Here is a 23,049-nt window from a genome sequence, read left to right as displayed (position 1 = left end):
GGCGGAATGTGATAAACTCGCCCCACTTTTTTGCCAGCGGAATTTTTCAGTGTCTTCTTCACGCGTGTACTTCCCCGATCTTTTCTTAAACCAGATGCGCGAGCTGCTGCCCGACAGCGCAGAGTTTGAGCAGTTTATCGCCATCAGCCAGCAGCCGCTGCGCCGCAGCCTGCGCGTCAATACATTGAAAATCAGCGTTGCGGATTTTCTGGCGCTGGTTGAGCCTTATCAATGGGCGCTGACGCCGATTCCCTGGTGCAAAGAGGGCTTCTGGATTAGCCGCGACGATGCCGATTCGCTGCCCTTGGGCAGTACGGCAGAACATCTTGCGGGATTGTTTTATATTCAGGAGGCCAGCTCAATGCTGCCGGTAACGGCGCTGTTTGCCGGTTCTCCTGCGCCGGAACGGGTGATGGATGTGGCCGCCGCGCCCGGATCCAAAACCACGCAGCTCGCGGCAGGTATGCATAACCGGGGCGTGCTGCTCGCTAACGAATATTCCGCCAGCCGCGTTAAGGTACTGCACGCCAATATCAGCCGCTGCGGCGTCAGCAATACGGCTATTACCCACTTCGACGGTCGCGTTTTTGGCCCGGCGCTGCCGGAAACTTTCGACGCTATTTTGCTGGATGCGCCCTGCTCCGGCGAAGGCGTTATTCGTAAAGATGCCGATGCGCTGCGCAACTGGTCGCCAGAAAGCACGGCAGCGATTGCCGCCACCCAGCAAGATTTAATTGAAAGCGCCTTTCATGCCCTGAAACCAGGCGGCACGCTGGTCTATTCCACCTGTACCCTGAACCGCAGCGAAAACCAACAGGTCATCGCCTGGCTACTGGCGCGCTATCCGGATGCCGTTGCTGTCGAACCTTTGGACAAGCTCTTTCCGGGCGCAGAGCGCGTCAGCACACCGGAAGGCTTCCTGCATGTTTTCCCGCATCTTTTCGACAGCGAAGGTTTTTTTGTTGCGCGCCTGCGCAAAACGGCGAGCGTGCCGCCCTTGCCCGTACCGGGTTACAAAGTGGGCAAGCTGCCTTTTTCACCGGTTAAACGCAAAGAAGAGCAGGAAATTACGGCAGCCGCCGTCAAAGCCGGGCTGGCATGGGATAGCGACAGTCACTCGCTGTGGCAGCGTGATAAAGAGCTATGGCTATTTCCACGGGCGGCAGAAGCTCTGCTGGGCAAAGTGCGTTTTTCGCGGATCGGCCTGAAGCTGGCGGAAACCTTCGCCAAAGGCTGGCGCTGGCAGCATGAAGCTGTAATCGCGCTGGCGCAGCCGCAGGCAGGCAACGGGTTTGAGCTGACAATGGCAGAGGCTGAAGAGTGGTATCGCGGACGGGATATTTACCCTGAACGCCCGCTGCCGGCCGACGAGATTATTGTCACCTGCCAGCAGCAGCCGATCGGCCTGGCGAAAAAAGTAACCAGCCGGATAAAAAACAGTTATCCGCGAGAGCTGGTGCGCGACGGCAAGCTCTTTTCCTGAACCTTATTGCACCTGTACCAGCGTAAGCCGGTTGCCGAAGACGGCGCCGGTATCGATAAAATGCAGGTTCGCCGCGCTTAGCGGTGCGTTTAGCGGAGTATGGCCAAAGTAGAAAGCGTCTGCTCCGCGTATTCCCTCACTTCGCCCTTGTTGCACCTGTTCAATACGGCTACGGCTCCAGACTACCTTAAAGGGATCGACTTCCGCTTCCCAGGCATAACGCTCTGCCGGATAGTCAGCATGTGCCACCACCACCAGCCGGTTTTCCAGCTGGAGATGAATGATTAGAGGCATCAGGCGGCAACGGCTGAGGGCGTGCTTCGCCTCGATCATTTTCATCCCTTCCAGCCGATAGAACCAGTCGCCGCCGTTACCGATCCACTGCTGATGTTCACCTTTGGTCAGCGCATTTATCGCCATCTCTTCATGATTGCCGCGTACGCTGCGAAACCAGGGCTGGCCGAGCAAGGCCACGCATCCCGGACTGTCCGGGCCACGATCGATTAGATCGCCTACCGCTATCAGTAAATCTTTTTCGGCGTCGAAATGTTGCGCGGCCAGGGCTTCCTGTAGCATGGCAAGACAGCCATGCAGATCCCCGACGATATAGATATGTCGCCATGCCTCTCCGTTAAGGTATTGATACGCCATAGTTGCATCCTGAGGCAAATTTGCTGAGGTGTTAAGGTAATGTTCAGATATCAGACACTAAAGTATAGTCTGTTAACTTAAAGGGCAGAACATGGACAGGATGAAGGGATGCGCGCTGGCGCTGGTGGCGATCGGCGGCGCCCTGCTGCTGGAGATGGTTTTCAGGGCGCTGCGTCTGCTATTTATCGGCTAGCTGTCTTTTAGCGCCCGGGGATTTTTGCGCAGAGAGGCGGCCCAGTTAAACTCTTTTACCTCACTCTCTTTCGCGGCGGCAGGCTTACGGGGTTTTCTTACTACTGCGGCTTTGCTGCTCTCTTTAGCGGCCCGATCTTTCATTACCAGCCGCTTGGCCTCTTTGAGGATCTCCTTCTCCTCTTTTTGCGAAAGCACGTGCCCTTTTTTCAGCGTCAGGGCTTTTACCTTAGCGGCAATCAGCTCTTTTTCGCTGGCGCTAAACTGATCGATTGAAATCTCTTTGCTGTTTTTCATCAGGCTTCTCCGGCCGGAACGCCAGACGCGCAGATCGCGTGGCGTGGAGAAGGCAGCGTAGAGCTTTCCTTCCTGATACACAAGTCTGAGATTACGCTTGCCCCTGTTAAGCGACGCCAGATTATTAGCTGTTTTATCCATCCACAGACTTTTTGCTTTCTTTGCCGCTATACCATTGCCAAAAATTATAAATATCCCGCCATATAGCCCAAACGCCCCGAATAATAAGTATCCAGGCAATTAGTGAAACCGGATCGTAAATAAGATTGTGAGCGGGCAAGCAGATGCGGGGAAAAAGATAAGTGAACGCTGACAGAGTACCGCAGTAAGAAAGCCAAAATTTCCAGTTAATGTTCATCGCAATATCCTTTGCAAACCTTGTCGGAATGCCAAAGATAATAGCATCTGAGGATTGGATCAATAATATCAGGCCCGAAACGGGCCTGAGTAACTTTTACTTTTTCGGATCCTGATAAGGATCTTTTTTATCATCCTGACTGCCGTCGCGAGTACGCGGCACTTCGCCATGCTCGGCAGGGGCATCCGTCGCCGGGTGATCGTCTTCTTCGTAAGCATTCCCGGCGGAAGGCGCGGCTTCCGGCAGCCCTTTATGGACGTCGCCTTCATCTTTGCGTTTTTTGTTCAGGTTCTCGTCAGACATAACTGCCTCCTTTAGCTTCCAGTCCACTAAGTGTAGTAGAGGATTAAGCTGTTACCGCGCAACGCCCGCTTTTGTCAGTAAAAACCCTTTCAGGCTGACTTTTTACTGGCATGGCTGGCAATAAGCGGGCGCCAGGCTACGCTTAAACCTCTGAGTCATTTCAACCCACGGAAAATACTATGAAAAATTGCACTAAAGGTCTTATTGCTCTGCTGGCCGTTGTATCACTGGCTGGCTGTATGCACCGCAGCAGCGCGGTAGGAAATGATGGACGTCCGCACGCTCCAAGCGCGCAGTCTGTTCCCGGCGGTACGCTGGGCGCTGGCCCGGTAGGTCAACCACAATCCTGAGATGATGCAGCCCGTGGATAGCATTACGGGCAGTAAAGGAAGGGAATTTTTGCGTCTCTGCTGGCCATTGCCAGCCTGGCATGACTTTATTTTTTCTGAGCGCTGGCCTTGTAGCCAGCGCTTTTCTTACTGTCAGAACAGGTTTTATTGAACTAGTTAAATACGCAACGGCGACCTGATGGCGTGCCGACGACGCGGGCCATACGCTGGCACACTACTTCAATCTGGCTGCCCTTTTTCAGCGTTAAAGCGGTATTTTTTTCTGAATCCAGCATCTGCATGCTGGCAGGCATAAACTGGTTCGCCGTTTTCAGCCTGATAATAATTGAATCTGAAAAGTCTTTATCGATAGACTGCACCGTACCCGTGACCGCAATCAGCTTGCCTTTCATTCCTTCATCCGTCGCCACTTCGTTTTCTTCGTAATCTTTAAAGAGCTTAGCGGCTGAAACGCGATAAACTTCTTTCTGCGGTGGCGCATTTTCTGCTGCGTCAGCGCTTTGTCCGGCCTGGGCCGTTGTTTTATTTCCTTCGCCAGGCCCGGTGATTGCCCGAATAACCACCAGCGCCACAAAGATAAAGAAGATCCACTTGATAACTTTTTTCATGAATTTGTCCTTTTTAAAAATAAGCAAAGCCGACCCTGCGCACCGCTTTGCAGCGGAAAACAGGTAGCTCTTTAAAAACCAAGGGTTTTATCGGCAGGCGTGAAGGAAAATTTAGGTTTAATTGCAAAATAAACGGTGAATCTGCGCATTTGAAAGGAAATTACTTTACCCAGGTACAGCCCTGAGGCTGGCTATTTTTCACTCAAATTAGTTCTTGACTTCTGGTGAATCCAACCTATTTCGGCACTCGCTTTGTTACTAAAAGTAACTATTACGGCAGGAAAACAGCGATCGGGCACAGGCAACAACCTTTAAAAAAATTCAAAATCAATGAGTTGCACTTTATTTGGGTTAAGGTCAGGAAATATTGCTTTTGAAAACACCTCCGTACAGGCTAAACCCGCCTCTCTTTGCGCCGATAACCTCAGTCCGGAGCTTATCGCTCCCCCATTAGCTTTTTTCCCAGGGTTTGAGGCGTTTATGAATATTACACAACGTTTATTTTTGACATTCAGCCTGTTGGCTTTGGCTCTGTTAGCCATTGCCTTTTCATCGCTGTCTGTTATTTCTGGCTTTCAGTCTCGTTTTGAATATGTCCAGAACAATGCAATACCTAGTATCAAAGACCTGAATAAATCCATTAGCGCTTCCAGCAGCCTGGGGCTGGCCTTGTATAAACATCAGGCGCTGACTGATGATACGCAGATGCCTGCAGTCGAGCTGCAAATCAACAACATTCTGGACGAACTCGGAAAGTTGACTGATTACTATATGGCTAATGATATTTCCAACGAAGAAGACCGCGCGATGACGGAGCAGGCGCGTCAGGATATCGCCGCGCTGCGCAACGATCTGCCTGCATTTTTAGAGGCTTCCCGCGCGCATAATGATAAGTTGGCCATCGCTTTGTTGCAGGGCGAAGCCGGCATCGGCGCTTCAGGTCGTAAATTAGCCACCGACCTGAATAAGCAGATCGATTTAAATATTCAGATTGGCAACGAGCTGAAAAAGCAAAACCAGAGCATTTACAGCAAGACCATCTGGATCATGTCTGTCAGCGTGGCGCTGATTATCCTTATTTTGAGCTTCTTTGCGGTCAGAACCATCCTGGCTATCCGCAAAAGCCTGAAGAATATCGAAACGACCATGAGCGAGGTCAGCAGCACGCTGGATCTCAGCTGCCGTGCCGACGACAGTCGTCACGATGAGATTGGTAAGACCGCCGCCGCGTTTAACCAGCTTCTTGGCAAATTCGCCAGCACGCTGCTTTCTGTTAATCAGTCCGCTCTTTCGGTCAGTACCGGCTCTTCACAGATTGCCGCAGGCAACGAAGATCTTTCTTCCCGTACCGAGCAGCAGGCGGCTTCGCTGGAACAGACTGCTGCCAGTATGGCAGCACTTAGCGAGACCGTTAAGGTTAACTCGCTCAGCGCTGACGAGGCCAATGCGCTGGCGGGCAACGCCAATAAGCTTTCCAGCGAAAACGGCAAGTCGGTAAAAGATATGCTGGTGACTATGGATGATATACGCACCAGCTCCGGCAAAATCTCTGAAATCACCGGCCTGATCGAAGGCATTGCTTTCCAGACTAATATTCTGGCGCTCAATGCGGCTGTGGAAGCAGCAAGAGCGGGTGAACACGGACGCGGTTTTGCCGTGGTAGCCAGCGAAGTGCGCAATCTCGCCCAGCGTTCTTCTTCCGCAGCGAAAGAGATTAAAGAACTGATTAACCTTTCCGTACAGCAAATCGAAAACGGCGCGCTGCAGGCGGCTAACGTTGGCGATAATACTGAAAAGGTAACGGACTCTATTAATCAGGTTGCCACTATCGTGAATGAAATAGCGACTTCAGCAACCGAGCAGAGCCGCGGGATTGAGCAAGTTCACCTGGCAATTGGCCAGATGGATGAGGTCACCCAGCAGAACGCCGCGCTGGTGGAAGAAGCCTCTTCCGCTTCCAGATCGCTGCAGGATCAGGCGGAAAACCTCAGCAGGCTGGTTTCGACATTTAAACTGGCGGAAGGCGCGAGCAGTTTCAGCGACAGCAGGCCGGAAAAGTTTAAGCAGCCAGCGCTTCGTCCGGCACCGCGCGCTAAGGCAAGCGCAGATGAAAGCTGGGAAAGCTTTTAAGCGGTAAATTGTCAGCCCCTTCCTGATACGAAGGGGCTCAGACTGCTGAACCTGAAGCGATGAAGGGCCTGTGACTGGAGCAAAGCATTACGGACCATGGACGGCAGCCGTCATGGACGACGTTTTTGCGTCTTTGCGGAAGACACAGGCCCTCCTGAGCCTGCACCGACATACTTTGTCATCAACCTCGCTTTTTTATGTGCGTGTTTTGTGTGGCACCAGCCTGACATACAAACTTGTTATCAGAAAAATTCGGCCAGCGCTTTAGCCAGCGCCTCAGGCTGTTCGTCCGGAATAAAATGGCCGCTATGGCTGATGGTGATGCCAGCGACGTTATCAGCATACTGGCGTAAAGGCGTAGCCATATCAGGAATCGATCCCTGATCCGCGCTGATGGCGAGCAGTGGCAGCGTCAGTTTACCCTTCTCCGCTAATTTACGATTCTGGGCAGCCGATATCATTACCTCCCGATAAGGCGCCAGCCCAGCCCGCAGCGCGCCCTTTTGTTTTAGCAAACGCACATATTCCGCTATATCGGCATCGCTAAACACCATTGGACTCACTGCTTTGCGCCGCAGAAACCACTCCAGATAAATATCTTCCCGCCCGGTTATCAAAGCTTCAGGCAAATCCGGTAATTGATGAAACGCGAAATGCCAGGTTTTCCACGCTTTATCCGGCGTAGCAGGTAAAGCATCCGGCAAGGTAATTCCCGGAATGCCCGCATCAAGCAAGGCCAGCTTAATGATTTGCTGGCTATAGAGCATGGCATACGGCCAGGCTACCCAGGCACCGACATCGTGAGCAGCCAGAAAGTAGCGCTCTATTTGCAGAGCCTGCATCAGCGCCTGCACTTTTTCAGCCAGCGCCTGTGTATCGTAGCCGAACTGCGGTTTATCCGAATCACCCTGGCCTGGCAAATCCGGCGCGATAATAAGGTAGCGATCGGCCAGCAGCGCCATGACTTTACGCCAGGCATACCAGCTTTGTGGGAAGCCCGCTAACAGCAGCAAAACTTCGCCCTGCGGATTGCCACCGCTGACGTAGTGCAGACGAACGCCCTCGACGGTTGCATAAAAATGGTTAAAGCCAGGCAAATCCGGGATGGGTTGCGACCAGGGTTGCGCATCTATTTCGTCGAACATTTTAACCTCCATACAATTAAGGGAGTGATCGTTTCCTTATTGGGTAAAAATTTTAATCAAGTAACCTCAGCGCAGTAACGATCAGCCGATCGCTGGCAGGAATTTCTCCCGACTTGCCTGCCACTCGCATACCCTGCACCAGACAGAACAATACGCCGCTCAGCGCTTCTGCATCGTGCTGCGCGTTGATGGAGCCATCCTGCTGGCCCTGCTCAATCAGCTGCACCAATAAACGCTGATTGCGCTTCAGCGCTTCCTTTACCAGGGCGGAAAGCTCAGCATCCAGCTGCTGTAACTCAATAGCACCGCTGACTACCAGACAGCCGCGTAGCCCTTCTATGCCGCTGGCTGATTCAAGATAAAAGCAAAGCAGTTCAGCAATTTTCTCCCGGCCATCGCGGTGCGCCGCCAGCCGCTCACGTAGCGCCTGGTTACGCAGCGAGGTGTAGCGCGCGAATACCTGCAAGAAAAGGCCACGCTTATCGTGGAAAGCTTTATAAATACTCCCCGCTGTCAGCTGCATTGCCTCGCTTAACTCGCTGATGGATGCCCCGTGATAGCCTCTTTCCCGAAAGAGCGGCATGGCAAGATCCAGCGCGGTCTCCGGATCGAATTGCCGTGGGCGCCCGCGCTCGCGTAGCTGTTCTGACATCATTTTTCACCATTAAGGAAACGATCGTTTTCTTAATGGTGACACAGGCTGACTTAAAGTCAATGTTAAGTTTTTAACAAAGCGTTCAGTGCTGGCGCTAATGACACCTGTAAGCATTGAGAAGCTATTGCGGGTATGCCTTCAAACTATATTGTTCACGCGGTTCTTTACCTTTTATAAGAGCCACAGCCTGGTAAATCGGCTTTATAAAAAGAGAAGCAAGGATTTTCCAAAAAATATTCAGATACGCGCGGCAAGGAATACGTAATGTTATAAACGCCAGAGATCGCTTTTTGGACATCCTGTCTGGAAATGATTAAAAATCAAAGCATTAAAAAAAGACCAAAGACGAGTCCTGTCTTTGGTCCAGGGGAATGGCTCTGGTAAGAGCCGTGCGCTAAAAGTTGGCATTTTTTGCAGGCTATGACGCCTTGCCCTTTAAAAGGTAGTACAGACAGGGGGATTTGCCAGCGTGGGCAATCAGGGCCAGCTAAATTATGACAGCTCTGTGATCGTAACGGCAGAAACAGTGACAGGAGAGCAGAGAAAGCAAAACCCTGCTACCGCGCCAGCAGACGCGGCAGCAAAGGATCAGTCACACAGCTTTTGCGCGCGTTCAATAATGGGTGCCAGGCTCTTTTTCTTACCGGGCTGAGCGGGTTCATCGCTCTGGATAACATCTATTTGCTGGCCTTTTACCTGACCGCTCTTCAGCTGCTGCTGAGCGATATCGTTCAGGGGATACGGCATCAGCGTGCTGGGATTTATAGCATAGAGCGCGCCATTTTTGGCACAGCTCAGCATGACCTCTTCACGGTTAAAAGGCCACTTGTCTTTGCCCACTTCAAAACGACTGACGGTGATCACTTCGGAAGCCATTGCGCTGGTGCAAAAACTTAAAACGAGCATCATACCGAGAATTTTTTTCATGATGTTGCATTACCTCTTTAAAAACGCCTGCAGGCAGGCGGTAACTATTCAGGCTGGCTCAAGCGTAGCGAAAAAACTGACCAGCCCTAATACCAACGCGGCCAGCAACACCTCTGCCAGCGTAGTCAGCATAAAAATGTGTCGTGCACTTACTCCGCTGCTCTGAAAGCGCGGCACCAGCCAGTAGCGATTAAACAGCGCCAGGCAGCACATTAGCGCCACCAGCAGCGTTTTCACCAGCAAAAGCTGCGTGTAGCGGCCAAAAGTCGGCGGCCAGGCTGGCAGCAGAATGAAAGCGTTAACGAGGCCGCTAAAGATCACCAGCGCCACGGCGAGATGCCCGTAACGGGAAAAACGCATTAATGTGCGCACTGCGTCATAGCTGGCCGGGAAGCGGCTCATATCCCTCATCAGGATCGCTACCGGTATCAGGCCGCCAGCCCAGAAGGCTGCCGATAAAAGATGCACAATTTGATTAGCACGCTGTAGCCAGCCAGCGATGCCGTCCAGCATAGCGGCATGCCCCACAAAAGCCAGGCCAACAAGCTGCCCTGTACCGCTCAGCAACAGGAGTGATTGTCTTGCCCGACCGCGAAAAAGCAGCGCAACAACACCGGGTAGCGCCATGGCAAGCTGCCATTGCCAAACCTGGCCAAAACGCGTTTGCAGCACGGCCTGCCAGACCGGAGCTTTGACGATATCGTTCCAGCCATCCGCCATTAAGCCAGTCTGCGCGGCCAGCAGTAACAGCGCCGTCAGCAGTGACAGCAGCGCAGCGGCGGCAAGCATTTTATCGAGGCGCTGGACAAGCTGCGGCCTGAAGCGTGCAGGTGCCAGCAGCGCAGTAAAAGCCGCACCGCCGGTGAGAGTCATTAACGCAGCGAAGTGCAGCCAGCGACAGAGCACATAAAAACAGCCGAGAGACATTTTACTTCACGCTAAAGGTGTAAGTTCCTTTAGTTTTATGTCCATCGACCGACAGCACATGCCAGCTAACCTGATAGTTTCCGCTGGTCAGCGGTTTCGCCAGCGGCACGATCAGCTGATTATGCTGCTTAGGCGCGCGTTCCGCTTCGGCGAGCGGCACAGCCTGCTGGCTGCCGTTTGTCACTTCAACACCGCTAAAAGCGGGTTCGATATCTTCTGAAAAGGTTAAGGTTAACGCCTGCGGCGAAGCTTCCACGTTGGCGTTCGCTGCCGGATACTGGCTTTTCAGGTGGGCGTGAGCAAGTACCTGCGGTGAGAAAGCGGCGGCGCTCAGCGCCAGCGCGAAAATCATTGACCTACGCATTGAATCCATCCCGTTAGGTGCAGCTCAGGGCTGCGACAAGGCGGCAAGAATACTCCGCTAAAAATAAAGTGTCGAGTCGTTAACGGCTTTTTAACCTGCCCGCACGCTTGCGAAAAGCGCCCTTCTGCTTTATTTTTGCCGCGAATAACGGAGGGTGAAATGAATTACAATCTGGCGCAACTGCCGCAGGAAGAGAAAGATAAGGTGAACGTCGACCTGGCCGCCGCTGGCGTAGCCTTTAAGGAGCGCTACAATATGCCGGTGGTAGCAGAAATGGTAGAACGCGAGCAGCCGGAAGCGCTACGCGACTGGTTTCGCCAGCGGCTGACCCACTATCGTCAGGCTTCGCTAAGCCTTTCCCGTCTGCCGTATGAGCCTAAACAAAAATAGTTTAGCGAAATACTTGTGTTTAATGACCGCTTCGGTTGAGATAACCGCTCAAAATCTGATTTGCGAGTAAATTTATGTCCGTCTGGAGTATCGCCGCAGCGCAATCAGGGTCTCGTCCCGGAAATATAGCCGCAAACATCGAGCATCATCTCTCTTTTGTTCGTCAGGCTGCTGAGCATCAGGTTGATTTTTTGATGTTTCCTGAGCTTTCCCTCACCGGCTACGAACTTGCTCTTGCCAGCGAGCTGGCGATGCCGATGAACGACGCACGCCTTGATGTGTTTGCCGATGCGGCAGCAAAATATCGGATGAGTATTGTCACCGGGCTGCCGCTGCAGGATGGCGAATCGACTCGCCTCGCCGCCCTGACCTTTTTGCCGGACGGCACCCGTCTCGCCTACTTTAAACGCAACCTTGTTGAGGCAGAAAAACTGTTTTTCGAGGCCGGCCAAAGCGTCCCGCTGTTCGGCTATCAGCATCATTATGTCGCGATGGCGGTCTGCGCGGATATCAGCGTTGAAGAGTTCGCCCGCGATGCGGCAAGTCGTGGCGCTAACCTTTACGCCACCAGCGTGCTGCTGTCTGAAAACGGCTATGCCAAAGATTGTGAATACCTGGCACGCTGGGCGCGCGAGTTTAACATCGCCGTGCTGATGGCGAATCATGCCCTGCCCACCGGCGGTTATCAAAGCGCCGGCAAAAGCGCCATCTGGGATGAAAATGGCAGGCAGATAGCCGTAGGCGGCAGCGGCGAGCAGCTGATTATCGCCCGTCGCAAGGGCCGTGAGTGGTCAGGCGAGGCGCAGGCTTTGCGCACGGCCATCGCCCTCTGAAGAGATAAATTATGTTACGCGTAATAGATACCGAAACCTGCGGTTTACAGGGCGGCGTTGTGGAAGTCGCCTCCGTTGATGTGATCGACGGCAGGATCGTCAATCCTATGAGCGATTTGGTTAGCCCGGATCGGCCTATCAGCCGTCAGGCTATGGCCATCCATCGCATTACCGAAGCCATGGTACGCGGCAAGCCCACCATTGAAGAGGCGATTAGCCGCTATCACGGCAGCCCTTATTATGTGGCCCATAACGCCAGCTTTGACCGCAGAATGCTGCCGGAGATGCCGGGCGAATGGATCTGTACCATGACGCTGGCAAAGAGCCTGTGGCCCGGCAAAAAATACGGCAACCAGGCGCTGCGTGAATCCCTTCAGCTCGAGGTTACGCCGCCCTCGGATCTGCACGCTCACCGTGCGCTGTATGACTGCTACGTTACCGCTGCGCTGCTGATCCGCATTATGGATTTTTCCGGCTGGGATGCGCCAGAGATGGTGCGCCGCATGCAGGTGCGCGGCTCCAGCGTTACCTTTCCTTTCGGCAAATATCGCGGCAGCCGCATTGATGATGTGGTGAAGCGCGATCCGGGATACCTCAAGTGGATGCTGAAAAATATCCCGGATCTGAAACCCGACCTGAAAAGCGCAATGGAGCGGGCGCTGGCCGCAGATTAACGAACGCTGGCGGCGCTGAGCGTCTCCTGCGCCAGACCAATCAGGAAGGCGTATTCCAGCGCCACGCCTTCGTAAGACTTAAAGCGGCCCGATTTACCACCGTGGCCCGCATCCATATCGGTACAGAGCAGCAGTAAGTTGTCGTCCGTTTTCAGCTCACGCAGTTTTGCTACCCACTTGGCCGGTTCCCAATACTGCACCTGAGAATCGTGCAGGCCTGTCGTCACCAGCATATGAGGATAGGGCTGCGCGGCAACACAATCATAAGGGCTGTACTGGCGCATATAGCGGTAATACTCTTCATCCGCCGGGTTGCCCCACTCGTCATATTCGCCCGTGGTCAGCGGGATGGATTCATCCAGCATAGTAGTAACCACATCCACAAACGGCACCTGCGCCACTACGCCATGAAAGCGCGTCGGCACCATATTGATTACCGCGCCCATCAGCAGACCGCCCGCGCTGCCGCCCATCGCATAGAGCTTTTCAGGATCGCCGTAGCCTTTATCCACCAGCGCGTTAGTGACGTCGATAAAGTCGTGAAAGGTGTTAAGTTTCTTCAGCAGCTTGCCATCTTCATACCACTGCTGCCCCAGTTCGCCGCCGCCGCGAATATGCGCCAGCGCAAACACAAAACCGCGATCCAGCAGGCTCAGGCGGCTGGAGCTGAAATCCGCATCCATGCAGCTGCCATAGGAGCCATAGCCGTAGACCAGCAGCGGGTTTTTACCGGGCCGAAAATGCTCGCGGTGATAGACCAGCGAAACCGGCACTTCTACGCCATCGCGCACTTTTATCCAGTGGTGTTCGCTGCGATAGTCGCCCGCCTCGAAGCCTTTGACCTCCGCCTGTTTCAGGATTTTACGCTCGCCGCTGTCCATATCCAGCTCAAACAGCGTATCCGGCGTGGTCATTGAAGAGTAGCCATAGCGCAATTTACTGGTGTCGGCACAGGGGTTGACGGAAAGCCAGGTCACGTAGGCGGGATCGTCAAAAGCGATGCCGTAGTCTTCTCCGCTTTGCCAGTTGATCTGCCGCAGGCTGGTCAGGCCGCGCTGACGCTCTTCAACCACCAGCCAGTCGCGGAACAAAGCAAAGTCCTCCAGCATCACGTGATCGCGCGGCGCAATCATCGTCTCCCATTTTTCTTCTTTTACGTGATCGGTACGGTAAAGCCCGAAGTTTTTCCCCTGCCGGTTGGAGCGCACGTAAAAATGGTGGTTGTAATGATCGAGGCTGTATTCGTGATCTTTGCGGCGCGGACAAAAGATTTGCGGCTGCGCGTCAGCGAATTCCGCATCCAGCAGCTGAATTTCGCTGGTGGTGGTGCTGTTGAGCACGATAAGAATAAAGTGTTCGGACATGGTTTTATGCAGGCTGACGTAAAAGGTTTCGTCCTGCTCCTCATAAACCAGCTCATCATCCTGCTGCGAGGTGCCCAGCCGATGCCGCCAGACCTGCCACGGCAGCAGCGTCTGTTTGTCTTTGAGCACATAGTAAAAGGTGCGGCTGTCGCTGGCCCAGACAAAACTGGAAGAGACATTGTCCAGCACTTCCGGATACCAGTTGCCGGTCGTTAAATTACGGAAGCGGATGCCGTACTGGCGGCGGGAAAGGAAATCCTCTGCCAGCGCCATAACCTCGTTATTGGGGCTGATGCCCAGCCCACCCAGCGTATAAAATTCGCTATGGGCAGCGCGCTGGTTGCCGTCAACCAACACTTCCCACTCTTCCGGCGTCGCCGTCTCTTCTGGCTGGCGGGTGTAAACAGCGTATTCGTTGCCTTCGTCGTAGCGCCGCTGATAACGATAGCCATTTTTAACATAGGGTACTGAACTGTCGCGCTGCGGCACGCGATCAACCATCTCTTTCAGCAGCTTTTCCTGCAGCGCCTGCTGCGTTTGCATCACTGCCTGTCCGTAATCATTTTCCGCATGCAGATAGTCCAGGACGGCCGTATCTTCACGTTTGTCGTCACGCAGCCAGTAATAATTGTCTGTGCGCGTCTCACCATGAGCGCTCATCTCATAAGGAATTTTTTTGGCGACCGGTGGTTTTATCATTCTACTGCCCCGCTGAATCAGTTACACAGGATAAGGGTGGCAGCTACGGCGGTGATTGCCAAGCGAGGCGCGACGATAAGAGTTAAAAATCAAGGTTAAAAAGGTTTTCCGGGCCGGTAAAAGGCCCGGCAAGGGTCAGGCACCTAATTTTTGCTTCTCTTCGCGGATATCCTTTGCCATGCTGTCGCGCACGTCCTGCGGAATTTTCAGCTCGTCACCCAGCGCCTGTAGATAGCTGCGCTCCATAAAATGATCGACATCTATCACCAGGTTGCTGAGGAAATAGACTTCCAGCGCCTCTTCTTCATTTTTAACATCCTGCGCCAGCATTTTCGGATCAAGCGGCATATCAATAGCGCGCTGGATCAGCTGTTCGCCCTCTTTGCCCAGGCCTGACTGGTGGATGTGTTCATCGATTGCCTGCCGCTCCTGGCTGTCGATATGCCCATCGCTTTTGGCGGCAAAGACCAGCGCCTGCACCAGACGTTCGGCACGACGATCGACCGCGGTGGACTGTTGGCCAAATTGCGGCTCTTCACGATGCGTCTCGCTGATTCTCTGTTTGTATTTATTCCAGAGCAATGCGCCTGCCGCCGCGCTGCCGCCAATAATTAAGGCATTCTTGCCATATTTACTCAGCAGATTACGCGAGGATTTACTGGCAACCAGCAGTCCAGCCAGGCCACCCAGCGCACCCGGTGCCAGCATTTTGCTTAAGCCTTCGCCGCCGCCCTTGCCGTTTCCCAGTACGTTTTGAATTTGTTGCAACCAGTTATTCATACAGGCTCCTTTGTGTAAAAAGCCAGCATAGAACGGTTAACGTCAGGAAGCGTCAACTCAGGCAAAGCCTGGAAAACCTTTAGTCGACAGCCGCGGCTGGCGAAATAATAAGAGCCGCTATACTTGTAAACGGGCGGGAGTCAAAAGGTCGGACCCTTGTTCCTCCCACTGGTACAGCTGATAAAGGGGAAAAAGATGCGTTTTCAACATAATCCATTGTTTATTAACACGGTGTTACTGGGCGGCACGACCGAAGAAAAAATTATCGCCGCCGCGCAGGCTGGATTTACTCAACTGGAACTGTGGCGGCAGGATGTGGATGCAGCTAAAGGCACGGCACAAGATGTGGCCGCGCTGCTACAAAAACAGCAGCTGGGCCTGACGGATTATCAGGTGCTGCTGGATTTCGACGGCGCGCCAGAAGAGCAGCGTGAAGCTAAGCGGCAGGACGCCATTAAAATGATGGAAGCAGCCGTAGCCCTGGGCGCGAAGACGCTACTGACGCCAGCCTCAACGCAAAAAGAGTGTATTGCCGACAGAGAAGAGGAAGATATTCGCTGGCTGGCGCAGGAGGCGGGAAAACGCGGGCTACGCGTTGCCTTTGAGGCGATGGCGTGGAGCACCCACATCAATACTACCGACGCGGCCTGGCGGCTGGTGCAGCGCATTAATGAACCAAACCTTGGGCTGGTGGTGGATGCGTTTCATATTTTTGCGCGTAATCGCACAATAGCCGACTTAAACGGCATCCCGATGGAGAAGATTTTCCTGGTGCAGCTTTCCGATTTGGCTACGCTGCCCTCTGGCAGCGAGCTGATGGAAACGGCCCGTCATCACCGGCTGCTGCCGGGCCAGGGCAATTTCCCGCTTTATACGCTGCTGGATTACCTGCAGGCGGAAGGCTATAGCGGGCCGATAGGGCTGGAAGTATTTAACGATGAGATCAAGCAGCAACAGCCAGCCGACGCGGCTAAAGAGGCAATGCATGCGCTGAAGCGCTGCTGCGCACAGGCTTCTGTGGCTTACGGTTAAGATGAGCGTGCCGGACAAGGGTAAAGAAAAGCTGGCTGTTGAAAACGCCAGCGCTTCTGCCTGAGTTTTATCTATAAAAAAGCCTGTCTACAGACAGGCTGAGATTGATGACAAACCCCTGGTCGCGTTTAAATCAGTGACAGAGCAACAGAGGCAGATCGGAACACGGACACGCCGTTAATCCGTCCGTGGAGGCTCGGTTGGCGCGTCCATGCGCCAAACGGTCCGCTTATCCGCTCAGCCTCTGCCGCCATAAAGCTGCGGAGTTGCTGTAAAAAAACAGATGTTCACCTGAGCTTTTTTAGCTTTGTCAGCAGTCTGAGCCTGTCTAAAGACAGGCTGAGATTGATGACAAAGTTTGCCGTGCTGGCTCAGGAGGACCCATGTCTTCCGCAAAGACGCAAAAAGCACCATCCGTGGTAGCTCAGTACGGGCCGTCCATGGCCCGTAATGCTTTGCTCCAGCCACAGGCCCTCCATCGCTTCTGGTTTGGTAATAGCCTGAAGCCTGTCTACAGACAGGCTTCCCACAAGCATTTATTTTGGCACGCCAGCCAAACCTCAGGCGGCTTTAATACGGCTCGCCTTCGGCTTTTTCTCTTCGGCATCCGCCTCGTCGGTCTCGACCGCCGAAACTACCGGGCGTGCCTGCTCTGCTTCCGGCATTTTGCTGGTACGCAGGATTTGCTGCACGGCATCTTTGTTTTCTGACAGGAACATACCCAGCGCCTCACGCTGGTTTTCGTCCATATCCAGCGGCGCCGCGCTCAGCCAGTCGCAGAACACTTCAGCCATATCCAGCATTTTGTCATAAGCGTCGGCTTCTTTCTTACTGGCGAAAGTCATTTTTTCCTCACCTTTTCTGACGACAACATATTTGATTTCAACAGCCATAGTGCCCACCTCGTTTAACTGTATTTTTATACAGTATATCAGGCCGGGAATTTTTCTCAAGTCCGGAAATCAGATGAAGACGCAAACGTTTTCGTTTATACTGCGCCCGCGTTTTTTTCCCTCAATCAGGTAAAGATTTATGACAACTCTTGGTACTGCGCTGCGTCCGTCCGCAACTCGTGTAATGCTGCTGGGCTCGGGCGAGCTGGGCAAAGAAGTGGCGCTGGAATGTCAGCGTCTGGGCGTTGAAGTTATCGCAGTAGATCGCTATGCCGATGCGCCTGCGATGCATGTCGCCCATCGCAGCCATGTTATCAATATGCTGGATGGCGAGGCGCTGAAGGCGCTGGTAGCGCAGGAACGCCCGGACTATATCGTGCCGGAGATTGAAGCCATCGCCACTGATATGCTGGTTGAGCTGGAAAAACAGGGACAGCACGTAGTGCCGACGGCCCGCGCTGCCCGTCTGACCATGAATCGTGAAGGCATTCGCCGTCTGGCAGCCGAAGACCTGGCGCTGCCAACTTCCTCTTATCGCTTTGCCGATAACGTGACGGATTTTAATCAGGCCGCGCAGGAGATTGGCTTTCCCTGTATCGTTAAGCCCGTTATGAGCTCTTCCGGCAAGGGTCAGAGCTTTATTCGCGAAGAGGCCGAACTGGCGGCGGCCTGGGAATATGCGCAACAAGGCGGCCGCGCTGGCGCAGGACGAGTTATTGTCGAAGGCGTAGTGAAATTCGATTTTGAAATTACCTTACTGACAGTTAGCGCTGTAGACGGCATTCACTTCTGCGCGCCGATCGGCCACCGCCAGGAAGATGGCGACTACCGGGAGTCCTGGCAACCGCAGCAGATGAGCGAGCTGGCTCTGAAACGCGCGCAGCAGATTGCAGAGAAAGTCGTCGTCGCGCTGGGTGGGCATGGCCTGTTTGGCGTCGAGCTGTTTGTCTGCGGCGATGAGGTTGTGTTCAGTGAGGTCTCCCCTCGCCCGCATGATACCGGCATGGTAACGCTGATTTCACAAGATTTGTCAGAGTTCGCCCTGCACGTTCGCGCTTTCCTTGGCCTGCCTGTTGGCGCGGTTCGGCAATATGGTCCGGCAGCTTCTGCCGTTATCCTGCCGGAGCTGGATAGCGACAATGTTCAGTTTGCTGATTTGCAGGCGGCGCTGGGCGCTGGTTTGCAGCTGCGTCTTTTCGGCAAGCCGGAAGTTCGCGGCAAGCGGCGTATGGGCGTGGCGCTGGCTACTGGCGAGACTACCGATGAGGCCGTTCAACGTGCCGTGAACAGCGCCGCTGGCGTTAAAGTTAGCGGCTAATAACGAAGCGCGCCGCCATAAAAAAGGATAGCCACGGCTATCCTTTTAAGTTGATGACAAAGTATGCCGGTGCCGGCTCAGGAGGGCCTGTGTCTTCCGCAAAGACGCAAAAAGCGCTGTCCATAGCAGCTCAGTACGGGCCGTCCATGGCCCGTAATGCTTTGCTCCAGCCACAGGCCCTCCATCGCTTCAGGTTCAGCAGTCTGAAAGGATAGCCACGGCTATCCTTTTTTCTTTGTAATCAAGCTATTTTAGCGCGCGCCTGCCACCGCTTCTTTCGCCAGTTGGGTAATGCGACCATAATCGCCCGCTTCCAGCGCATCCGCCGGTACCAGCCAGGAGCCGCCAATACAGAGCACGCTTTTTAGCGCCAGATAGTCACGATAGTTGGCTGGCGAGATGCCGCCGGTCGGACAGAAGCGCACCTGGGGGAATGGGCCGCCGATAGCCTGGAGCGCCTTGACGCCACCGTTAGCCTCTGCCGGGAAAAACTTAAACTCGCGCAGGCCGTGATCCATGCCTGCCATCAGCTCGGATACGGTGCTGATGCCGGGGATCAATGGGATTGGCCCTGCAACGGCGGCCTGGAGCAGCGGCTCGGTAATGCCCGGGCTGATAACAAATTTTGCGCCAGCGTCGGTCACTTCCTGCAGCTGCCGCACGTTCAGCACGGTACCCGCGCCTACGATGGCTTCTGGTACTTCCTCGATCATCGCCCTGATCGCCTCCATTGCGCAGGCAGTGCGCAGCGTGACTTCCAGCACTTTTACGCCGCCCGCCACCAGCGCTTTCGCCATTGGCACCGCGTGTTCCAGCTTGTTGACTACGATTACCGGCACGACCGGGCCGGTAGTAAGAATTTGTTCTGCGCTTGTTTCCCAGTTACTCATCGTCCTGCTTCTCCTGTCTGGCCAGCCTCTCTTCCCTTAAGAGTAAGGCGGGCAAAAGCGACGCGCGCCGCGTCCGGAAGGTGACTACCATACAGGATTGTTGGCGCCTTAGTCTATGCGTTGAAATATTTTTTGAAACTGCGGTTCATTTTACAGGGCCTGTTGCACAGGCGAAAAAAAACCCGCCGAAGCGGGTGAGGGTTTATTCGAATTCGTTCCAGGAACGCCCATCGCGGGTAATCATGGCTACGGAGGCTACAGGCCCCCAGGTGCCGGCCTGATAAGGCTTAGGCGCTTCGTTATCCGCCGCCCAGGCTTCCATAATGGAGTCAACCCATTTCCAGGCCTCTTCTACTTCGTCGCGGCGGACGAACAGCGCCTGAATGCCGCGCATTGTCTCCAGCAGCAGACGCTCATAGGCATCGGCCAGGTGCGACTGGTTGAAGGTTTCCGAGAAGCTCAGATCCAGCTTGGTGGTTTGCAGATTGTGCTTGTGATCCAGCCCTGGCACTTTGTTCAGGATCTGGATATCAACCCCTTCGTCTGGCTGCAGGCGGATAGTCAGCTTGTTCTGCGGCAGCTCCTGCCAGGAATCTTTAAACAGGTTCAGCGCCGGGTTTTTAAAGTAAACCACGACCTCGGAGCATTTAGTCGGTAAACGCTTACCGGTGCGCAGGTAAAACGGCACGCCAGCCCAGCGCCAGTCATCAATATCCACGCGGATAGAGACAAAGGTTTCGGTGTTGCTGGATTTGTTGGCGTCTTCCTCTTCCAGGTAGCCCGGCACCTTTTTGCCCTGCACAAAGCCTGATGTGTACTGGCCGCGCACGGTTTTATCACGCACGTTGGTATGATCGATACGGCGCAGCGAGCGCAGCACTTTAACTTTTTCATCACGGATACGGTCGGCGGTCAGATCGGCTGGCGGCGACATCGCAATCATGGTCAACACCTGCAGCAGGTGATTTTGGATCATATCGCGCATCTGGCCCGCTTTATCGAAGTAGCCCCAGCGGCCTTCGATACCGACCTCTTCCGCCACGGTGATCTGCACGTGATCGATGGTGCGGTTATCCCAGTTAGAAGCAAACAGCGAGTTAGCGAAGCGCAGCGCCAGCAGGTTCAGTACGGTTTCTTTCCCCAGGTAATGGTCGATACGGAAAACCTGGTTTTCCTCAAAGTATTCGCCTACCTGGTCGTTAATTTCCTGCGAGGTTTCCAGCGAGGTGCCCAGCGGCTTCTCCATCACCACGCGAGCCGGCTGCGCATTCAGCTTAGCCGTGCCCAGACCTTTACAGATGGCGCCGAAAGTACCCGGCGGCATGGCGAAATAGTTGATGGTTACGCGCTTCTTCTGGTCGAGCATTTTGCCCAGTTTGGCAAAGTGCGCCGCGTCGTTGACGTCCAGATTGCAGAAGTCGAGTCGGCTGCTCAGCTTGTCCCATAGCGCCTCGTCGATGGTCTCCTTCATAAAGGTTTCCAGCGCTTCGCGAACGACTTTGGTATAGGCCGCTTTATCCCATTCCGCGCGGCCGACGCCGATAATGCGCGACTCTTCGTGGATTTGTCCGGCTTTTTCCAGCTGATACAGGGAAGGCAACAGTTTCCGGCGTGCCAGATCGCCTTTGGCACCAAAAATCACCAGATCGCATGCCTGGGCCGTTTGTGTAACCGCCATTCTATTCTCCTCGTTGCAGGATAAGCCCGGCCCGCGGATCCTATCGCGACCGGGCTTTTCTGATTTTCTTTCAATACAATGTACTGCTTTTGCCGGGTCTGCGTAAACCAGGCCGCGCCCCGCCAGCACAGAGTAGCCACTTTGCGCCGACTCTGCTGCCCACTACGCGGACAGTTTGTGCTTATTCTTTCCGCTTTTTTACCGCTATCGTCCGATGCTCATTAACGTCCGGCAAGGGCTTAAATGTTAAAAACAGCCGCCAACGGTCGTGAAACTGCGCCCTAAAGCATAGCAGAGCGTGATTTTTATCCCTGAGGTCGGCTATCGGTTTCCCCTTTGAGTGAAATCGACAAAATATATAAGCAAAAAAGCGGCCTGCGGCCTTTTTGACTGCTGTAGTCCGAGCGTTTGCGGCGAAGTGAATAATTTTTTTCATGGCGCTGTGCCTGCCTGTGCATAGGGTGATATTGTTATGCGGCAGGCCAGCTTGAGGGATCAATGCGGAAAGCGTCGAAGCAAATGGCCTTTCTTATATAAAATGGCCGCGTCCTTTTCAGGAATTGCTGCGGCAATACCCCTTTCAAAGTAAACGGAGTCACACATGTCCAGACGTTTAAGAAGAACCAAGATCGTTACCACCCTGGGGCCGGCTACCGATCGCGACAATAATCTCGAAAAAATTATCGCAGCCGGGGCCAACGTGGTTCGACTTAACTTCTCACACGGGACGCCGGAAGACCATATGCAGCGCGCCAGCAACGTACGCGCGATCGCGGCGAAGCTGGGCCGCCATGTGGCTATCCTGGGCGATCTTCAGGGCCCTAAAATTCGCGTATCCACCTTTAAGGAAGGCAAAGTTTTCCTTAACCAGGGCGATCGCTTTCTGCTGGACGCCAGCCTGAGCAAGGGCGAAGGCGATAAAGAGAAAGTCGGCATTGATTATAAAGGTCTGCCGGCCGACGTGGTGCCGGGCGATATCCTGCTGCTGGACGACGGCCGCGTGCAGCTCAAGGTGCTGGAAGTTCAGGGCATGAAAGTATTTACCGAGGTGACGGTAGGCGGCCCGCTATCCAACAACAAAGGCATTAACAAGCTGGGCGGTGGCCTTTCTGCCGAAGCGCTGACGGAAAAAGACAAGGCGGACATCCTTACCGCCGCGAAAATTGACGTGGATTATCTGGCCGTCTCGTTCCCGCGCTGCGGCGAAGATCTGAACTATGCCCGTCGTCTGGCTCGTGAAGCAGGCTGCGAGGCAAAAATCGTCTCTAAAGTAGAACGTGCGGAAGCTGTCGCAACCCAGGAAGCCATGGACGATATCATCCTGGCTTCCGATGTGGTGATGGTCGCCAGGGGCGATCTGGGCGTTGAGATTGGCGATCCGGAGCTGGTCGGTATTCAGAAAGCGTTAATCCGTCGCGCCCGTCAGCTGAACCGCTCGGTGATTACCGCTACGCAGATGATGGAATCGATGATCACTAACCCGATGCCGACGCGAGCCGAAGTTATGGACGTAGCGAACGCCGTGCTGGACGGCACCGATGCGGTTATGCTTTCGGCGGAGACCGCTGCGGGCCAGTATCCGGCAGAAACCGTCACCGCAATGGCGAAAGTCTGCCTGGGCGCAGAGAAGATCCCCAGCATTAACGTTTCCAAACACCGTCTGGACGTGCAGTTCGATAATATCGAAGAAGCTATCGCTATGTCCGCTATGTATGCCGCTAACCATCTGCAAGGCGTAACGGCAATCATCACCATGACGGAATCAGGCCGCACCGCGCTGATGACCTCGCGGATTACTTCTGGCCTGCCGATTTTTGCTATGTCACGCCACGAACATACGCTGAATCTCACCGCGCTTTATCGCGGCGTCACGCCGGTTTATTTCGACAGTAACAACGACGGTGTCGCCGCAGCGCACGATGCCATCAATCTGCTGCGCGATAAGGGATTCCTGATGTCGGGCGATCTGGTTATCGTAACTCAGGGCGATGTGATGAGCACCACGGGCACCACCAATACCAGCCGCGTATTACGTGTAGAATAATGCTCTCTTAACGTTATCGGGCCGCTGCGCCCGATAATTTTTCCGCGCTTGTCCCGTTTCCTTT

General features: G+C 54.1%; 24 protein-coding genes. 9 read left to right on the top strand and 15 right to left on the bottom strand.

Features of this window, described 5'->3' with window-relative positions; all coding sequences use genetic code 11:
* Nucleotides 1-49: 49 nt before the first annotated feature.
* Nucleotides 50-1,483 carry a 16S rRNA (cytosine(1407)-C(5))-methyltransferase RsmF gene (gene rsmF, locus ACETPC_RS00780; protein ID WP_380177674.1) on the top strand — a complete coding sequence of 478 codons (1,434 nt, stop codon included), beginning with the start codon at nucleotides 50-52 and terminating at the stop codon, nucleotides 1,481-1,483.
* Nucleotides 1,484-1,486: 3 nt separating this feature from the next.
* On the opposite strand, the gene ACETPC_RS00775 is transcribed toward rsmF, so the two are convergent.
* From ACETPC_RS00775 to ACETPC_RS00760, 4 genes are all read right to left on the bottom strand, one after another.
* The gene (locus tag ACETPC_RS00775; RefSeq protein WP_380177672.1) at nucleotides 1,487-2,134 is read right to left on the bottom strand and encodes a metallophosphoesterase; all 648 of its coding nucleotides are present in this window, start codon (nucleotides 2,132-2,134) and stop codon (nucleotides 1,487-1,489) included.
* Between the two features lie 189 nt (nucleotides 2,135-2,323).
* The gene (gene yjbD / locus ACETPC_RS00770) at nucleotides 2,324-2,764 is read right to left on the bottom strand and encodes a DUF3811 domain-containing protein (RefSeq protein ID WP_380177670.1); all 441 of its coding nucleotides are present in this window, start codon (nucleotides 2,762-2,764) and stop codon (nucleotides 2,324-2,326) included.
* The gene (locus ACETPC_RS00765) at nucleotides 2,757-2,981 is read right to left on the bottom strand and encodes a hypothetical protein (RefSeq protein ID WP_380177668.1); all 225 of its coding nucleotides are present in this window, start codon (nucleotides 2,979-2,981) and stop codon (nucleotides 2,757-2,759) included. Before ACETPC_RS00765 ends, yjbD begins: the two co-directional genes overlap by 8 nt.
* Nucleotides 2,982-3,077: 96 nt before the next feature.
* Nucleotides 3,078-3,284, bottom strand: coding sequence for a hypothetical protein (locus ACETPC_RS00760; RefSeq protein WP_380177666.1), 207 nt, complete (start codon nucleotides 3,282-3,284; stop codon nucleotides 3,078-3,080).
* A 179-nt stretch (nucleotides 3,285-3,463) separates the two neighbouring features.
* Between ACETPC_RS00760 and ACETPC_RS00755 the strand changes: the two genes are divergently transcribed.
* Complete coding sequence (locus ACETPC_RS00755) at nucleotides 3,464-3,634, top strand: hypothetical protein (RefSeq protein ID WP_380177664.1); 171 nt, start codon at nucleotides 3,464-3,466, stop codon at nucleotides 3,632-3,634.
* 152 nt (nucleotides 3,635-3,786) lie between these two features.
* On the opposite strand, the gene ACETPC_RS00750 is transcribed toward ACETPC_RS00755, so the two are convergent.
* Nucleotides 3,787-4,242 (bottom strand): hypothetical protein, encoded by a 456-nt coding sequence (locus ACETPC_RS00750; protein ID WP_380177662.1) that lies wholly within the window; start codon nucleotides 4,240-4,242, stop codon nucleotides 3,787-3,789.
* A gap of 480 nt (nucleotides 4,243-4,722) precedes the next feature.
* Here ACETPC_RS00750 and ACETPC_RS00745 point away from each other — a divergent pair, with 480 nt between their 5' ends.
* On the top strand, nucleotides 4,723-6,372 hold the full coding sequence (locus ACETPC_RS00745; RefSeq protein ID WP_380177660.1) for a methyl-accepting chemotaxis protein: 1,650 nt from the start codon (nucleotides 4,723-4,725) through the stop codon (nucleotides 6,370-6,372).
* Between the two features lie 242 nt (nucleotides 6,373-6,614).
* Here the strand turns inward: ACETPC_RS00745 and ACETPC_RS00740 are convergent, their stop codons facing one another.
* The 5 genes from ACETPC_RS00740 to yobA form a co-directional block, all read right to left on the bottom strand.
* On the bottom strand, nucleotides 6,615-7,517 hold the full coding sequence (locus ACETPC_RS00740; protein WP_380177658.1) for an alpha/beta fold hydrolase: 903 nt from the start codon (nucleotides 7,515-7,517) through the stop codon (nucleotides 6,615-6,617).
* A 52-nt stretch (nucleotides 7,518-7,569) separates the two neighbouring features.
* Nucleotides 7,570-8,169, bottom strand: a complete 600-nt coding sequence (locus ACETPC_RS00735; protein ID WP_380178819.1) for a TetR/AcrR family transcriptional regulator — start codon at nucleotides 8,167-8,169, stop codon at nucleotides 7,570-7,572.
* A gap of 591 nt (nucleotides 8,170-8,760) precedes the next feature.
* Nucleotides 8,761-9,099, bottom strand: coding sequence for a YebY family protein (locus ACETPC_RS00730; RefSeq protein ID WP_380177656.1), 339 nt, complete (start codon nucleotides 9,097-9,099; stop codon nucleotides 8,761-8,763).
* A 48-nt stretch (nucleotides 9,100-9,147) separates the two neighbouring features.
* On the bottom strand, nucleotides 9,148-10,026 hold the full coding sequence (gene copD, locus ACETPC_RS00725; protein WP_380177654.1) for a copper homeostasis membrane protein CopD: 879 nt from the start codon (nucleotides 10,024-10,026) through the stop codon (nucleotides 9,148-9,150).
* Between the two features lies 1 nt (nucleotide 10,027).
* On the bottom strand, nucleotides 10,028-10,399 hold the full coding sequence (gene yobA, locus ACETPC_RS00720) for a CopC domain-containing protein YobA (protein WP_380177652.1): 372 nt from the start codon (nucleotides 10,397-10,399) through the stop codon (nucleotides 10,028-10,030).
* 150 nt (nucleotides 10,400-10,549) lie between these two features.
* Here yobA and ACETPC_RS00715 point away from each other — a divergent pair, with 150 nt between their 5' ends.
* The 3 genes from ACETPC_RS00715 (at nucleotide 10,550) to exoX (ending at nucleotide 12,287) form a co-directional block, all read left to right on the top strand.
* Nucleotides 10,550-10,780: a DNA polymerase III subunit theta gene (locus ACETPC_RS00715; RefSeq protein ID WP_380177650.1), complete on the top strand. Its 231-nt coding sequence runs from the start codon at nucleotides 10,550-10,552 to the stop codon at nucleotides 10,778-10,780.
* 74 nt (nucleotides 10,781-10,854) lie between these two features.
* The gene (locus ACETPC_RS00710) at nucleotides 10,855-11,613 is read left to right on the top strand and encodes a carbon-nitrogen hydrolase family protein (protein WP_380177648.1); all 759 of its coding nucleotides are present in this window, start codon (nucleotides 10,855-10,857) and stop codon (nucleotides 11,611-11,613) included.
* A gap of 11 nt (nucleotides 11,614-11,624) precedes the next feature.
* Nucleotides 11,625-12,287 carry an exodeoxyribonuclease X gene (gene exoX / locus ACETPC_RS00705; RefSeq protein WP_380177646.1) on the top strand — a complete coding sequence of 221 codons (663 nt, stop codon included), beginning with the start codon at nucleotides 11,625-11,627 and terminating at the stop codon, nucleotides 12,285-12,287.
* Here exoX and ACETPC_RS00700 read toward each other — a convergent pair.
* Both ACETPC_RS00700 and ACETPC_RS00695 read right to left on the bottom strand, forming a co-directional pair.
* On the bottom strand, nucleotides 12,284-14,347 hold the full coding sequence (locus ACETPC_RS00700) for a prolyl oligopeptidase family serine peptidase (protein ID WP_380178818.1): 2,064 nt from the start codon (nucleotides 14,345-14,347) through the stop codon (nucleotides 12,284-12,286). The genes exoX and ACETPC_RS00700 overlap by 4 nt on opposite strands.
* A 138-nt stretch (nucleotides 14,348-14,485) precedes the next feature.
* The gene (locus ACETPC_RS00695; RefSeq protein ID WP_380177644.1) at nucleotides 14,486-15,130 is read right to left on the bottom strand and encodes a tellurite resistance TerB family protein; all 645 of its coding nucleotides are present in this window, start codon (nucleotides 15,128-15,130) and stop codon (nucleotides 14,486-14,488) included.
* A gap of 195 nt (nucleotides 15,131-15,325) precedes the next feature.
* Between ACETPC_RS00695 and ACETPC_RS00690 the strand changes: the two genes are divergently transcribed.
* Entirely contained in the window at nucleotides 15,326-16,162 is an 837-nt protein-coding gene (locus ACETPC_RS00690; protein ID WP_380177642.1) for a sugar phosphate isomerase/epimerase family protein, read from the top strand.
* A gap of 560 nt (nucleotides 16,163-16,722) precedes the next feature.
* Here ACETPC_RS00690 and ACETPC_RS00685 read toward each other — a convergent pair.
* Nucleotides 16,723-17,055: a YebG family protein gene (locus ACETPC_RS00685; protein ID WP_380177640.1), complete on the bottom strand. Its 333-nt coding sequence runs from the start codon at nucleotides 17,053-17,055 to the stop codon at nucleotides 16,723-16,725.
* Nucleotides 17,056-17,194: 139 nt separating this feature from the next.
* On the opposite strand from ACETPC_RS00685, the gene purT reads away from it, so the two are divergent.
* Nucleotides 17,195-18,373 carry a formate-dependent phosphoribosylglycinamide formyltransferase gene (gene purT, locus ACETPC_RS00680; RefSeq protein ID WP_380177638.1) on the top strand — a complete coding sequence of 393 codons (1,179 nt, stop codon included), beginning with the start codon at nucleotides 17,195-17,197 and terminating at the stop codon, nucleotides 18,371-18,373.
* 251 nt (nucleotides 18,374-18,624) lie between these two features.
* Here the strand turns inward: purT and ACETPC_RS00675 are convergent, their stop codons facing one another.
* Both ACETPC_RS00675 and zwf read right to left on the bottom strand, forming a co-directional pair.
* Complete coding sequence (locus ACETPC_RS00675; RefSeq protein ID WP_380177636.1) at nucleotides 18,625-19,263, bottom strand: bifunctional 4-hydroxy-2-oxoglutarate aldolase/2-dehydro-3-deoxy-phosphogluconate aldolase; 639 nt, start codon at nucleotides 19,261-19,263, stop codon at nucleotides 18,625-18,627.
* A 202-nt stretch (nucleotides 19,264-19,465) separates the two neighbouring features.
* The gene (gene zwf, locus ACETPC_RS00670; protein ID WP_380177634.1) at nucleotides 19,466-20,941 is read right to left on the bottom strand and encodes a glucose-6-phosphate dehydrogenase; all 1,476 of its coding nucleotides are present in this window, start codon (nucleotides 20,939-20,941) and stop codon (nucleotides 19,466-19,468) included.
* A 601-nt stretch (nucleotides 20,942-21,542) separates the two neighbouring features.
* Between zwf and pyk the strand changes: the two genes are divergently transcribed.
* Nucleotides 21,543-22,985: a pyruvate kinase gene (pyk, locus tag ACETPC_RS00665; RefSeq protein ID WP_380177632.1), complete on the top strand. Its 1,443-nt coding sequence runs from the start codon at nucleotides 21,543-21,545 to the stop codon at nucleotides 22,983-22,985.
* Nucleotides 22,986-23,049: the final 64 nt, after the last annotated feature.

The organism is Pantoea sp. sgz302252, from assembly GCF_042610525.1.
Lineage (GTDB): Bacteria > Pseudomonadota > Gammaproteobacteria > Enterobacterales > Enterobacteriaceae > Erwinia.
This window is presented reverse-complemented; position numbering and strand designations above follow the sequence as displayed.

Coding starts and splice junctions, on each gene's coding strand:
- ACETPC_RS00775 (WP_380177672.1), bottom strand. CDS start 2,134: ATGGCGTATCAATACCTTAACGGAGAGGCATGGCGACATATCTATATC.
- ACETPC_RS00755 (WP_380177664.1), top strand. CDS start 3,464: ATGAAAAATTGCACTAAAGGTCTTATTGCTCTGCTGGCCGTTGTATCA.
- ACETPC_RS00685 (WP_380177640.1), bottom strand. CDS start 17,055: ATGGCTGTTGAAATCAAATATGTTGTCGTCAGAAAAGGTGAGGAAAAA.
- ACETPC_RS00745 (WP_380177660.1), top strand. CDS start 4,723: ATGAATATTACACAACGTTTATTTTTGACATTCAGCCTGTTGGCTTTG.
- ACETPC_RS00715 (WP_380177650.1), top strand. CDS start 10,550: ATGAATTACAATCTGGCGCAACTGCCGCAGGAAGAGAAAGATAAGGTG.
- ACETPC_RS00690 (WP_380177642.1), top strand. CDS start 15,326: ATGCGTTTTCAACATAATCCATTGTTTATTAACACGGTGTTACTGGGC.
- pyk (WP_380177632.1), top strand. CDS start 21,543: ATGTCCAGACGTTTAAGAAGAACCAAGATCGTTACCACCCTGGGGCCG.
- ACETPC_RS00730 (WP_380177656.1), bottom strand. CDS start 9,099: ATGAAAAAAATTCTCGGTATGATGCTCGTTTTAAGTTTTTGCACCAGC.
- yobA (WP_380177652.1), bottom strand. CDS start 10,399: ATGGATTCAATGCGTAGGTCAATGATTTTCGCGCTGGCGCTGAGCGCC.
- ACETPC_RS00695 (WP_380177644.1), bottom strand. CDS start 15,130: ATGAATAACTGGTTGCAACAAATTCAAAACGTACTGGGAAACGGCAAG.
- yjbD (WP_380177670.1), bottom strand. CDS start 2,764: ATGGATAAAACAGCTAATAATCTGGCGTCGCTTAACAGGGGCAAGCGT.
- ACETPC_RS00740 (WP_380177658.1), bottom strand. CDS start 7,517: ATGTTCGACGAAATAGATGCGCAACCCTGGTCGCAACCCATCCCGGAT.
- ACETPC_RS00760 (WP_380177666.1), bottom strand. CDS start 3,284: ATGTCTGACGAGAACCTGAACAAAAAACGCAAAGATGAAGGCGACGTC.
- ACETPC_RS00765 (WP_380177668.1), bottom strand. CDS start 2,981: ATGAACATTAACTGGAAATTTTGGCTTTCTTACTGCGGTACTCTGTCA.
- ACETPC_RS00735 (WP_380178819.1), bottom strand. CDS start 8,169: ATGTCAGAACAGCTACGCGAGCGCGGGCGCCCACGGCAATTCGATCCG.
- copD (WP_380177654.1), bottom strand. CDS start 10,026: ATGTCTCTCGGCTGTTTTTATGTGCTCTGTCGCTGGCTGCACTTCGCT.
- exoX (WP_380177646.1), top strand. CDS start 11,625: ATGTTACGCGTAATAGATACCGAAACCTGCGGTTTACAGGGCGGCGTT.
- purT (WP_380177638.1), top strand. CDS start 17,195: ATGACAACTCTTGGTACTGCGCTGCGTCCGTCCGCAACTCGTGTAATG.
- ACETPC_RS00675 (WP_380177636.1), bottom strand. CDS start 19,263: ATGAGTAACTGGGAAACAAGCGCAGAACAAATTCTTACTACCGGCCCG.
- zwf (WP_380177634.1), bottom strand. CDS start 20,941: ATGGCGGTTACACAAACGGCCCAGGCATGCGATCTGGTGATTTTTGGT.
- ACETPC_RS00750 (WP_380177662.1), bottom strand. CDS start 4,242: ATGAAAAAAGTTATCAAGTGGATCTTCTTTATCTTTGTGGCGCTGGTG.
- ACETPC_RS00710 (WP_380177648.1), top strand. CDS start 10,855: ATGTCCGTCTGGAGTATCGCCGCAGCGCAATCAGGGTCTCGTCCCGGA.